An 11979-nucleotide genomic window follows, 5' to 3' on the forward strand; every position below is an offset into this window, starting at 1 on the left:
CCGTTCCTTTCGCGACCAAGCAGGTCAACCGTACGTCGATGCCTGCCAGTTGGCTCCCTGTGCCGGGCAAATCACTGTCCGTGCCCTGAGTGTGACAGCCTCAGCCCGCCCGCTGCAGGCACTTCCCGTCGTTTAGGCATATACCACTTTATGTGGGATTCCCTCGTTCGATTGCGTAGCCACTGGAGCCACGGAACCGTTGTCCCCATGACAACCCCGCATCCCCGCCCCCGCCCCCGCCTTACCCGCGCCGGCGTCGACGTTCCCTTCATCGTGGGCGACCGGGTCAAAGGCACCGCCTATGTCCCGTCCGCCCTTCGTGAGCGTGAGGCGCCCGAGCCTGTCGAGGGGGTCGTCGTGCAGGTCGGGTCCGGTTACCCGGAGGCCGACGCCGAGGGCGACCTGCTCTGGGTACGGCTCGCCGACCACACCGAACGCCAGTGCCACGTGAGCGATGTCGCCGCCGGAGTCGAGGACGGGCCCCTCTGTGACATCTGCAAGATCGGCCGCGCCCCGTTCCTGCGCTACGGCACCCTGGAAAACACCGGCCGCATGTGTTCCGCGTGCCTCCACCGCACCCGCATCTGCACCCTCTGCCAACAGCCCGGCAACGCACCGCTGGTCGCGCTGGCCACGGTCGACCAGGGCACCGGCCCGGGCCGGACCACGTACGCGTGCGCGGCCTGCGCAGCCAATCGCGTTGCTGGCAGCCGCGTAGATCAGAAACCATGAGGCATGCGATCGGATGGCTGGTACCTCACCGAAGACGTGCACGAGTTTTTCGACCGGGCCGGAGATTTCCTGCGCTCACGGCCCGCCCTGCACACCACCGCACTGACGACCATCGAGCAGGTGCGCACCGGCGGACCGGGCGCGAGCACCGCCCAGGACCCCGTCTTCGGCCGGCTGGAGCAGGCCGGTGAGGTCAGCGCGGTCTTCTATCGCCTCACCCCGCAGAAACTGCTGAGCGTCACCTCCCTCACCGCCGAGCAGGCCGACGGCCTCGCCGCCCAGCTGGTCGCCCTCGGTCATCGCCTCCCCGGCGTGAGCGCGGAAGTCGGTACCGCGACCGCATTCGCCGAGGCCTGGCAGCGGCACACGGGCGCGACGCCGACCTTCCGTACCCGGATCCACCTGTACCGCCTCGGCACGCTCACCCCGCCGGAGCCGGGGGCGGCGGGCCGGGGGCGGCCCGTGGGCGAGGCGGACCATGAGCACCTCATGCAGTGGTGCCGTGAGAGCGCCGAGTTCTTCGGGGAAGACGTCACTCTCAACGCCGACACCTGGGCCAACACCCGCTTCGGCGAGAAGAGTTACACCTACTGGGAGACCCTGGACGGCACACCCGTCTCCATGGCGGGCGTGAACCCCATGGTCGGCGGCCAGGTCCGGGTGGACCCCGTCTACACCCCGGCCCACCTGCGCGGTCACGGTTACGCCGCCGCCGTGACCGTCGAGGTGACCCGCGCCGCGCTGGCCGCGGGCGCCACGGACGTCGTGCTGTACACCGACCCGAACAACCCCACCAGCAACGCCCTCTACAAACGCATCGGCTACCGCCTGCTCACCGACTGGGGCGTGTACGACTTCGCGTACGCCGATACCGAACCGGAGGGCGGTCGGTAACGCGACGAGTGCGCGTCCGGGCGCGGGGCTTCCGTGGGACCACGGGATGGTCACCCGGGAGTGTGATCAGCTGCGAGAACCGGCCTACACCGCCGGACCTCGGACAACACTGGCCTTCGCCCGGAAGGAGGTGTCGCATGACGGCCATGGCCGAACGCGAGGCCCAGATGTCGGTGGAGGAGTTCGAAACGATCGCCTCCGCCGCTCCCGAGACCGTCACGTTGGAGTTCATCAACGGACGGATCGGGGTCAAGAAGACGGCCGACGGGGACCGCAGCACCATCGTCACCTGGCTGGCCCGGCGCTGCATGCAGTCCAGGCCCGACCTGGACCTGTACGGGGGAACAGGTCTCCGGGTGGAGACGTACCGGGAGGGCAGGGCGAAACCGGATGCAGTGATCACGCCCGAGGCCCACTTCACGGGGCACGGCGAATGGGCCGACCCGGACGGAGCACTCATGGCCGTCGAGGTCACCTCGTACGACTCGGACACCGACCGACGGGACCGCCACGAGAAGCCGGCCGCGTACGGCCAGTCCGGCATCCCCCTGTACCTCCTGATCGACCGGGACTCCTGCACCGTGACGGTGCACAGCTCACCGGACCGGAAAGTCGGCGGCTACCGCGACATTCACACGGCGAAGTTCGGCGAGAAGGTGCTGCTCCCCGATCCAATCGGCATCGAGCTCGACACGGAGATCCTCAAGAACTACGTGCGGTGAGCCGAACAGCAGCCACCCCGGCCAACTGCCCACTCATCACCGGGACTTCATGACGTGCCCCAGCGCCATCAGGCCGACGGCAACGGCGAACAGTGACGGCGACCCGGCGCTGGCAAGTACAAGGAGGGCGCCCGCTCCCCACAGCCTCGGCTGCCTCACCAGGCGTGGGAGCCGCTTGCCCGGCATTCGGCCGAGAAGCAGGGCGTGCACTCCGACGACGACCCAGGCGACGCCGAGCACGCACAGCACCAGGACCAGCACGAGGAACACGAAGCCCCCGTAACCCGTACGCCCCCCTTGGCCAGCAAGCGAAAAGGTCCCGCCCGGAAGAACCCGGACGGGACCTCAACTTCGTACAGCCAGAGGCGACTACGCCAGCAGCGCCGGAATCGTCCCCTCGTGCGCTTCGCGCAGTTCGGTGAGGGGCAGGTCGAACTCGCCCTGCACCTCGATGGAGTCGCCGTCGACGACGCCGATCCGTGTGACCGGGAGACCCCGCGCCCCGCACATGTCGTTGAAGCGCAGTTCCTCCGAGCGCGGGATGGCGACCACCGCGCGCCCCGCCGACTCCGAGAAGAGGAAGGTGAAGGCGTCGAGCCCGTCGGGTACGACGAGACGCGCGCCCTTCTCCCCCTGCAGCGCCGACTCGACGACCGCCTGGATCAGGCCGCCGTCGGACAGGTCGTGGGCGGAGTCGATCATGCCGTCACGGGACGCGGAGATGAGGATCTCGGCCAGGAGACGCTCCCTCTCCAGGTCGACCTTGGGCGGCAGGCCACCCAGGTGGTCGTGCACGACCTGCGACCACGCCGAGCCGCCGAACTCCTCGCGCGTGTCCCCGAGGAGGTACAGCAGCTGCCCCTCCTCCTGGAACGCGACCGGGGTGCGGCGCGCCACGTCGTCGATGACTCCCAGGACTGCCACGACCGGCGTGGGGTGGATGGCGACGTCGCCCGTCTGGTTGTAGAGGGAGACGTTGCCGCCGGTCACCGGCGTGCCCAACTGGAGGCAGGCGTCCGCGAGTCCGCGTACCGCCTCCGCGAACTGCCACATGACCGCCGGGTCTTCGGGCGAACCGAAGTTCAGGCAGTCCGACACCGCGAGGGGCTTCGCACCCGTCGTCGCCACGTTCCGGTAGGCCTCCGACAGCGCCAACTGCGCGCCCGCGTACGGGTCGAGCTTGGCGTACCGGCCGTTGCCGTCCGTCGCGATGGCGACCCCGAGACCGGTCGTCTCGTCGATGCGGATCATCCCGGAGTCCTCGGGCTGGGCCAACACCGTGTTGCCCTGCACGAAGTGGTCGTACTGGGAGGTGATCCAGGACTTCGAGGCCTGGTTGGGGGACGACACCAGCTGGACGACCTGTGCCTTCAGCTCCTCCGAAGTCCCGGGCCGCGCAAGCTTGTTGGCGTCGTCGGCCTGGAGGGCGTCCTGCCAGTCCGGGCGGGCGTACGGGCGCTCGTAGACCGGACCGTCGTGCGCGACCGTGCGCGGGTCGACGTCGACGATCTTGCCGCCATGCCAGAAGATCTCAAGGCGGTCGCCGTCGGTGACCTCACCGATCACCGTGGCGATGACATCCCACTTGTCGCAGATCTCCAGGAACCGGTCGACCTTCGCCGGCTCCACGACCGCGCACATGCGTTCCTGCGACTCGCTCATGAGGATTTCCTCGGGCGAGAGCGTCGAGTCGCGGAGCGGTACGTCGTCCAGGGTCACGCGCATGCCGCCGGAGCCGTTGGACGCCAGCTCGGACGTGGCACAGGACAGGCCCGCCGCGCCGAGGTCCTGGATGCCGACGACCAGCTTCTCCTTGAAGGCCTCCAGGGTGCACTCGATGAGGAGCTTCTCCTGGAAGGGGTCGCCCACCTGCACGGCGGGGCGCTTCGACGGCTTGGCGTCGTCGAACGTCTCGCTCGCCAGGATCGACGCGCCGCCGATGCCGTCGCCGCCCGTACGAGCCCCGTACAGGATGACCTTGTTGCCCGATCCCGACGCCTTCGCCAGGTGGATGTCCTCGTGCCGCATCACACCGATCGCACCGGCGTTGACCAGCGGGTTCCCCTGGTAGCAGGCGTCGAAGACGACCTCGCCGCCGATGTTCGGGAGGCCCAGGCAGTTGCCGTAGCCGCCGATGCCCGCGACCACGCCCGGGAGGACGCGCTTGGTGTCCGGGTGGTCCGCCGCGCCGAAGCGCAGGGGGTCGACGACCGCTACCGGCCTGGCACCCATCGCGATGATGTCGCGGACGATGCCGCCGACTCCCGTGGCCGCGCCCTGGTAGGGCTCGACGTAGGAGGGGTGGTTGTGCGACTCGACCTTGAAGGTGACCGCGTAGCCCTGACCGACGTCGACCACGCCCGCGTTCTCGCCGATACCGACGAGGAGGGCGTCCGACTGGGGGGCCTTCTCGCCGAACTGGCGGAGGTGGACCTTCGAGGACTTGTAGGAGCAGTGCTCGGACCACATGACCGAGTACATGGCCAGCTCGGCGCCCGTCGGACGGCGGCCGAGGATCTCGACGACCCGCTCGTACTCGTCCTTCTTCAGGCCGAGTTCGGCCCAGGGCAGCTCGACGTCGGGGGTCTCGGCCGCGTGCTCGACCGTGTCCAGAGGCGTCCGGCTCATGCGTTGACCAGCTTCTTGAGGATCGAGGTGAAGAAGGGGAGGCCGTCGGTGCGGCCGGACCCGACGAGGGGCTCGACGGCGTGCTCGGGGTGCGGCATGAGGCCCACGACGTTCCCGGCGGCGTTGCTGATGCCGGCGATGTCCCGGAGCGAGCCGTTCGGGTTCATGTCCAGGTACCGGAACACGACCCGGCCCTCCGCCTCCAGCATGTCGAGCGTGTGCTCGTCGGCGACGTATCGGCCGTCCATGTTCTTCAGCGGGATGTGGATCTCCTGGCCGGCGTCGTAGTCGACGGTCCAGGCCGTGTCCGCGTTCTCCACCCGCAGCTTCTGGTCGCGGCAGATGAAGTGGAGGTGGTTGTTGCCGAGCATCGCGCCCGGGAGGAGGTGCGCCTCGGTGAGGATCTGGAAGCCGTTGCAGATGCCGAGAACCGGCATACCCGACTTCGCCTGCTCGATGACCGACTCCATCACCGGCGAGAAACGGGAGATGGCACCCGCGCGCAGATAGTCGCCGTACGAGAATCCGCCGGGCAGAACCACGGCGTCGACCTGACCCAGGTCCTTGTCCTTGTGCCAGAGAGCTACCGGCTCCGCACCCGCGAGGCGGATCGCGCGCTGGGTGTCCCGGTCGTCCAGAGAACCCGGAAAGGTGACGACTCCAATACGAGCAGTCACTTCTCTTCCCCCACCATCTCCTCCACCTTCACGGTGAAGTCCTCGATCACGGTGTTGGCGAGGAAGGATTCCGCAAGATCATGGATGCGGGCGAGCGCGGCGTCGTCCACCGGTCCGTCAACTTCCAGTTCGAATCGCTTTCCCTGACGTACGTCGGAGACGCCCTCGAAACCGAGACGCGGCAGTGCACGCTGCACCGCCTGGCCCTGGGGGTCGAGGATCTCCGGCTTGAGCATGACGTCGACTACGACGCGTGCCACTGGCACTCCCGGTGTGTGGTGCTGAGCAGGTCGCTTCAGACTACCCGTACAAAATTTCTACGCGGGTAGATTCGTAGGAATCTACGGGAAACCGTGAGGACGGCATCACGATCCGGTATCGGAGCGGGGCTGTCACGAAAAGTTCTGGGAAAGATCCGGGTTCGCATCCAGGATGTCTATTGCGGGGAGACACGCGGACAGATTTAGTCGGGCTTCCCATTGCAATGCCGGGCACTGTACAAAGGAAAAGGCATTAGCCGATACTTTGCCCAATAACAGTCGGACAGCCGACATCTCCCGGCGTCTTCGCACGTCGCGGCAGAGATGTCGCACGAAGGGACCGATATTCGTGGCTCAGCGTGTCGTGGTCACACTCTCCGACGACATCGATGGCTCGGAAGCGGCGGAAACGATCGCCTTCGGACTCGACGGCAAGTCGTACGAGATCGACCTGAATCAAACCAATGCCAAGAAACTGCGTAAGGCCCTGGAGCCCTACGTGGACGCCGGCCGTAAGCGGTCGCGCTCCGGCAAGGCGTACAAGCAGACCGAGGTCGCCCCCGACCCGTCGGCCGTCCGGGCCTGGGCCCTGGCCAACAAGTTCGACGTGCCGTCCCGCGGCCGCATCCCCAAGAAGGTGTACGAGGCGTTCACCGCCGCCCAGTGAGTCGGTCCGTGAGCCGGTGAGCGCCGGTCGGCCGGGACCCGGGTCCGGGTCACCGGCCCCTCGGCGCAACCGACTTGCGTTGCCCCCCTGCTGATCAGCTAGAGTCTGAAGCACGCCGAGGGGCAAGGCCGAAAGGCCCGGCTCACGGAGGCTTGCGGGTGTAGTTCAGTAGCAGAACATCCCCCTTCCAGGGGGAAGGCGCAGTGTGCAATTCCTGTCACCCGCTCTGCAACGTCTGCCTGACCACTCTTGTGGATCAGGTAGGCTGGTGCTCGCGCCAGTCGGTGAAAGCCGACTGGAGGCAATGCGGACGTAGCTCAGTTGGTAGAGCGCAACCTTGCCAAGGTTGAGGTCGCCAGTTCGAACCTGGTCGTCCGCTCCAGAAAGATCAAGACCCCGGTCGTTTCGACCGGGGTCTTCTTCGTGTTCGCGTCTCATGGGTTCGGGTTCTGGTTCTGGTTCTGACATTTGTCATGGCGGGTGATGACACCGCGCACTGCCCTCCCCGCCCCGCGGCCGGAATGCTGAAGGTATGGAAACCAACGGACACGAACACGTGATTGAGGTCACTGACCTGCGGCGTGTGTACGGGGGCGGGTTCGAGGCGGTGCGCGGGGTGTCGTTCTCCGTGGGCCGTGGGGAGATCTTCGCCCTGCTGGGGACGAACGGCGCGGGCAAGACGTCGACGGTCGAGCTGCTGGAGGGACTCGCGCCGCCCGCCGGGGGACGCGTACGGGTGCTGGGCCATGATCCGTACACCGAGCGGGCCGCCGTACGGCCGCGTACCGGCGTGATGCTCCAGGAGGGCGGCTTCCCGTCCGACCTGACCGTCGGCGAGACCGCGCGGATGTGGGCAGGGTGTACGAGCGGAGCGCGGCCCGAGGCGGAGGCGCTCGCGCTTGTCGGGCTGGCGCGGCGGACCGACGTACGCGTGAAGCAGCTGTCCGGGGGTGAGCGGCGGCGGCTGGACCTCGCGCTCGCGCTCCTCGGCAACCCCGAGGTGCTGTTCCTCGACGAACCGACGACCGGCCTCGACGCCGAAGGGCGCCGGGACACCTGGGAGTTGGTACGGGAACTGCGCGCCGGCGGGACGACCGTGCTGCTCACGACCCATTACCTGGAGGAGGCGGAGGATCTCGCCGACCGGCTGGCCATCCTGCACGAGGGGCGCATCGCCGCCGCGGGTACGCCTGCCGAGGTGACCGCCTCGCAGCCGTCCCGGATCTCCTTCGAGCTGCCCCAGGGGTACTTCGTGGGCGATCTGCCACCGCTCGGCTCGCTCGGGGTGAGCGGGTACGAGGAGGAGGGGCGGGTCGTACGGCTGCGCACGTATGAACTCCAGCGCGCGGCAACGCGGTTGCTGGTGTGGGCCGAGGGTGCGGGGGTCGCGCTGCGGGGGCTGGACGTGCGGTCGGCCTCGTTGGAGGAGGCGTTTCTGCGGATCGCGCGGGAGGCGTCCGAGGCCGGAGGAACTTCCGCTGCTGTGGCCGGTCTGGCTGAGGAGCGTGTCGCATGAGTGCGGTTGTCGGTGCCGGTACAGGTACCACCACGCCTGCGGGGCGGATGCGGGCCCTGGCCCGGGCCGAGTCGGCGCTGTTCCTGCGGAACAAGGGGGCGCTCGTCACGGCGCTGTTCGTGCCGCTGGTGATGCCCGTGAGCGTGCGGTCCGCCATCGACGGGATGGACCTGAAAGAGGCCGGGCTCAGTGTCGGGGCGGTCATCCTGCCCGCCTCCATCGGCTTCGCGCTGCTCTTCGCCGTGTACGCGGCCCTCGTCGGCGTCTTCACCGCCCGGCGCGAGGAACTCGTCCTCAAGCGGCTGCGCACCGGGGAGCTGCGCGACGTCGAGATACTCACCGGGGCGGCGCTTCCGGCGGCCGTGACAGGCCTCGTACAGAGTCTGCTGCTGGCTGCCGGGTGTGCCGTCCTGCTCGATCTCGACGCGCCCGCGGCGCCCCATCTCGCCGTCATCGGGCTGCTGTTGGGGTTGGTGATGTGTGTGGCCCTGGCGGCGCTCACCGCCAGTTACAGCCGGACCACCGAGAGCGCGCAGGTCACCTCGCTGCCGCTGCTGTTCGTGTCGGCCCTCGGCTCCGGGATCACCGTCCCGCTGGAGGTGCTGCCCGACCGGGTCGCCTCCTTCTGCGAACTGCTCCCGCTGACACCTGTGATCACACTCATACGCGGCGGCTGGACCGGTGACCTGTCGGCGTACGACGCCCTGGGTGCCGTACTGACCGGCCTGGCCTGGACCGTCCTGTCGGTGTTTGCTGTACGACGGTGGTTCCGCTGGGAACCGCGGCGGTAGGGGACGACGGGGGGCACGGGGACATGGGCAGGTCAGGGCCGGTGAGTTGGTGGGGGCGCAAGAGCACGCCGGCGAAGGTGGAGACGTACACGCGCTGGTCGTTTTACCTGTTCCCCCTCGTCGAGGTCATCGCGTTCGGGCTGCCCCTGTTCGGGCAGATGGGCGCGAGGCTCGCGGGCGGGCTGTTCCTGGTGGTGGGCATGCACGCGGTGCTCTGCGCGGTGACAGCCTCCCGGGCACTGGACTGGGTGCGTGGGAGGCGGGAACAGCCTCTGAGGCTGCTGGCCGTACTCGGCGCGGTCACCGCGGTGATCGGGGTCTCGGCCCTCGTCCTGGCCACACACGGGCCGGGCGGTGACGACACCGAGACCGTCGCCGGCGGACTGTTCATCGGAGTGCTGACCTTCGGCGCCGGCACCCTCACCCTGGGGATGCGAAGTCGGCTGCGGATGCTGGCGCTGGTGGCGGGCATGGCCGCGGCCTCGGTCGCCGTGGCTTTCCCACTGGGCCTCCCGGGGGCCGCGGCCCTCGCTACGGGCCTCGCGGTGCTGTTCGCCGCCGGATTCATCACGCTCACCTGCGCCATCTCCCTCTGGCTGCTCAACACCGTGTACGAACTCGACGAGGCCCGCGAGACCCGGTCACGGCTCGCCGTCGCCGAGGAACGGCTGCGGTTCGGGCGCGATCTGCACGACGTGATGGGCCGGAACCTGGCGGTGATCGCCCTCAAGAGCGAGCTGGCCGTACAGCTCGCCCGGCGTGAACGGTCCGAGGCCGTCGACCAGATGATCGAGGTGCAGCGGATCGCGCGCGAGTCGCAGCGAGAGGTACGGGACGTCGTACGGGGGTACCGCGAGGCCGACCTCGGTGTTGAACTCCTGGGCGCGCAAGGGGTGTTGACGGCCGCAGGCATACGGTGCGAGGTGACCGGGGAAGCGGTCGGGCTGCCGGGTGACGTGCAGTCGGCGCTCGGGTGGGTGGTGCGGGAGGCGACGACCAACGTGCTGAGGCACGGGGATGCGGGGTGGTGCGGGGTGAGCGTCCGGGTCGGTGACGGGCGGGTCGTGCTGACCGTGGAGAACGACGGGGTTACCGACAGCGGGGACTCCGGCGGGATATCTGGCGGGGGCTCCGGGTCCGGGCTTGTCGGGCTGCGGGAGCGGTTGTCGGCTGTGGACGGGCGGCTGGAGGCCGGGGTCGTGGGTGCGGGTGCGGGTGCGGATGCGGATGCAGGTGAGGAGCGGTTCCGGGTGGTCGCCACGGTGCCGTTGCCGTCGGGTTCGGGGTCTGGGTCTGGGTCTGGGTCGAGTGGGCGGGCAGCTGTGAGTGAGGTCACTTCATGACGGGTGCGGGGGCGGCGCATCCCGTACGGCTGCTGCTCGCCGACGACGAGCACCTCATCCGGGGTGCGCTGGCCGCGCTGCTCGGCCTGGAGGACGATCTCGTGGTCGTCGCCGAGGCGGCCACCGGGCCCGAGGCGCTGGCCATGGCCCGGGCGCACCGGCCCGACGTCGCGGTGCTCGATCTTGAGATGCCGGGCGCGGACGGTGTGAAGGTCGCCACATCCCTGCGGGCCGAACTGCCGGAGTGCCGCGCGCTGATCGTGACGAGTCACGGCCGCCCCGGGCATCTGAAGCGGGCGCTTGAGGCGGGTGTGCGCGGGTTCGTCCCCAAGACGGTCAGCGCGCAGCGGCTCGCCGAGATCATCCGTACCGTGCACGCCGGAAACCGTTACGTCGACCCGGAGTTGGCCGCCGACGCGATCTCCGCCGGGGACTCACCGCTCACCTCGCGCGAGGCCGAGGTGCTCGAACTCGCCGCCGACGGTGCGCCGGTCGCGGAGATCGCGGAACGGGCGGCGCTGTCGCAGGGGACCGTACGGAACTATCTGTCGTCGGCCGTCTCGAAGCTCGGGGCGGAGAACCGGCACGCGGCTGTACGGCTCGCACGGCTGCGGGGTTGGGTATAGTTGGCCTCGCGCCACGGCACGTACGACTCGTACGACGTGTCTGGGACGCGATGCGGACGTAGCTCAGTTGGTAGAGCGCAACCTTGCCAAGGTTGAGGTCGCCAGTTCGAACCTGGTCGTCCGCTCCAGATCAAGCCCCCCGGTTTCGACCGGGGGGCTTTGTCGTGCGCTGTCTGTACTACGGCGGCTATGACCAGGTGATTCCTGTCAGGCGTTCGTACGCCTCGATGTACTTGGCGCGCGTCGCGTCGGTGACGTGCTGCGGAAGCGGCGGCGGGGGCTGCTCCTCAGCCCGTACCCAGCCGGATTCCGGGGACGTGAGCCAGTCGCGTACGAACTGCTTGTCGAACGACGGCTGCGCGTGGCCCGGCTCCCACTGGTCGGCCGGCCAGAAGCGGGACGAGTCCGGGGTGAGGACCTCGTCGGCCAGGATCAGCCTGTCGTCCTCGTAGCCGAACTCGAACTTCGTGTCCGCCAGGATGATGCCCCGGTCGCGGGCGATGTCGCGGGCGCGGGAGTAGACGGCGAGGGTCGCCTGGCGGAGCTGGGCGGCGGACTCGGCGCCGACCTGGCGGGCGACCTCCTCGTACGACACGTTCTCGTCGTGCTCGCCGACCGCGGCCTTGGTGGCCGGGGTGAAGATCGGGCCGGGGAGCTCGGAGCCGTCGGTGAGGCCCTCGGGGAGGGCCAGGCCGCAGACCGTACGGGACTCGTTGTACTCGGTGAGTCCGGAGCCGGTGAGGTAGCCGCGGGCCACGCACTCCACCGGCATCATGCGCAGGGACTTGCAGATGAGGGTGCGGCCCGCCCAGTCGGCGGGGGCGCCCGGCGGGAGTTCGGTGCTCAGGACGTGGTTGGGGGCCAGGTCGGCGAGCTGGTCGAACCACCAGAGCGAGAGCTGGGTGAGGACGCGGCCCTTGTCGGGGATCTCCGTCCGCAGCACCCAGTCGAAGGCGGAGATGCGGTCGCTGGCGACCATCACGAGGTCGCCCGCCTCGTTCTGGTACAGGTCGCGCACCTTGCCGGTGTGCAGATGCACCAGGCCCGGAACCTGAAGGGGCTCGGGCTTTTCTACGAATCCGGACACGGTTCCTCCCCGTGGTGATGACCAAGTGGCTCGATT

The 11979-nt window shown here is 68.9% G+C and carries 13 protein-coding genes and 3 tRNA genes; 11 read left to right on the forward strand and 5 right to left on the reverse strand.

The window, feature by feature from the left end:
• The first annotated feature begins 207 nt into the window (after positions 1-207).
• The 3 genes from ACH4TV_RS14635 (at position 208) to ACH4TV_RS14645 (ending at position 2348) form a co-directional block, all read left to right on the forward strand.
• Positions 208-732 carry a hypothetical protein gene (locus ACH4TV_RS14635; protein ID WP_398397897.1) on the forward strand — a complete coding sequence of 175 codons (525 nt, stop codon included), beginning with the start codon at positions 208-210 and terminating at the stop codon, positions 730-732.
• 3 nt (positions 733-735) lie between these two features.
• Complete coding sequence (locus ACH4TV_RS14640) at positions 736-1626, forward strand: GNAT family N-acetyltransferase (RefSeq protein WP_398397899.1); 891 nt, start codon at positions 736-738, stop codon at positions 1624-1626.
• Between the two features lie 137 nt (positions 1627-1763).
• Positions 1764-2348, forward strand: coding sequence for a Uma2 family endonuclease (locus ACH4TV_RS14645; RefSeq protein WP_398397901.1), 585 nt, complete (start codon positions 1764-1766; stop codon positions 2346-2348).
• 36 nt (positions 2349-2384) lie between these two features.
• Here the strand turns inward: ACH4TV_RS14645 and ACH4TV_RS14650 are convergent, their stop codons facing one another.
• From ACH4TV_RS14650 to purS, 4 genes are all read right to left on the reverse strand, one after another.
• On the reverse strand, positions 2385-2618 hold the full coding sequence (locus ACH4TV_RS14650; protein WP_398397903.1) for a hypothetical protein: 234 nt from the start codon (positions 2616-2618) through the stop codon (positions 2385-2387).
• A gap of 99 nt (positions 2619-2717) precedes the next feature.
• A complete protein-coding gene (gene purL / locus ACH4TV_RS14655) occupies positions 2718-4976 on the reverse strand; it encodes a phosphoribosylformylglycinamidine synthase subunit PurL (RefSeq protein ID WP_398397905.1) in 2259 nt (752 codons plus the stop codon).
• Positions 4973-5653, reverse strand: coding sequence for a phosphoribosylformylglycinamidine synthase subunit PurQ (gene purQ / locus ACH4TV_RS14660; RefSeq protein WP_398397907.1), 681 nt, complete (start codon positions 5651-5653; stop codon positions 4973-4975). The genes purL and purQ overlap by 4 nt, the downstream gene beginning before the upstream one ends.
• Positions 5650-5913 (reverse strand): phosphoribosylformylglycinamidine synthase subunit PurS, encoded by a 264-nt coding sequence (gene purS / locus ACH4TV_RS14665; RefSeq protein ID WP_006377276.1) that lies wholly within the window; start codon positions 5911-5913, stop codon positions 5650-5652. The genes purQ and purS overlap by 4 nt, the downstream gene beginning before the upstream one ends.
• Positions 5914-6262: 349 nt before the next feature.
• On the opposite strand from purS, the gene ACH4TV_RS14670 reads away from it, so the two are divergent.
• The 8 genes from ACH4TV_RS14670 (at position 6263) to ACH4TV_RS14705 (ending at position 10984) form a co-directional block, all read left to right on the forward strand.
• Positions 6263-6580, forward strand: coding sequence for an Lsr2 family protein (locus tag ACH4TV_RS14670; RefSeq protein ID WP_398397909.1), 318 nt, complete (start codon positions 6263-6265; stop codon positions 6578-6580).
• 154 nt (positions 6581-6734) lie between these two features.
• Positions 6735-6806, forward strand: a tRNA-Gly gene (locus tag ACH4TV_RS14675).
• 80 nt (positions 6807-6886) lie between these two features.
• Positions 6887-6962 (forward strand) — tRNA-Gly (locus tag ACH4TV_RS14680).
• A 150-nt stretch (positions 6963-7112) separates the two neighbouring features.
• Positions 7113-8096 carry an ABC transporter ATP-binding protein gene (locus tag ACH4TV_RS14685; RefSeq protein WP_398397911.1) on the forward strand — a complete coding sequence of 328 codons (984 nt, stop codon included), beginning with the start codon at positions 7113-7115 and terminating at the stop codon, positions 8094-8096.
• Positions 8093-8887 (forward strand): ABC transporter permease, encoded by a 795-nt coding sequence (locus ACH4TV_RS14690; RefSeq protein ID WP_398397913.1) that lies wholly within the window; start codon positions 8093-8095, stop codon positions 8885-8887. Before ACH4TV_RS14685 ends, ACH4TV_RS14690 begins: the two co-directional genes overlap by 4 nt.
• A gap of 23 nt (positions 8888-8910) precedes the next feature.
• Positions 8911-10230, forward strand: a complete 1320-nt coding sequence (locus tag ACH4TV_RS14695; RefSeq protein ID WP_398397915.1) for a histidine kinase — start codon at positions 8911-8913, stop codon at positions 10228-10230.
• A complete protein-coding gene (locus tag ACH4TV_RS14700; RefSeq protein WP_398397917.1) occupies positions 10227-10856 on the forward strand; it encodes a response regulator in 630 nt (209 codons plus the stop codon). Before ACH4TV_RS14695 ends, ACH4TV_RS14700 begins: the two co-directional genes overlap by 4 nt.
• 52 nt (positions 10857-10908) lie before the next feature.
• Positions 10909-10984: transfer RNA gene (locus ACH4TV_RS14705), tRNA-Gly, on the forward strand.
• A 59-nt stretch (positions 10985-11043) separates the two neighbouring features.
• Here the strand turns inward: ACH4TV_RS14705 and ACH4TV_RS14710 are convergent.
• The gene (locus ACH4TV_RS14710; RefSeq protein ID WP_398397920.1) at positions 11044-11943 is read right to left on the reverse strand and encodes a phosphoribosylaminoimidazolesuccinocarboxamide synthase; all 900 of its coding nucleotides are present in this window, start codon (positions 11941-11943) and stop codon (positions 11044-11046) included.
• Between the last annotated feature and the right edge of the window lie 36 nt (positions 11944-11979).

This window comes from Streptomyces sp. NPDC020898 (assembly GCF_044333925.1).
Taxonomy (GTDB): domain Bacteria; phylum Actinomycetota; class Actinomycetes; order Streptomycetales; family Streptomycetaceae; genus Streptomyces.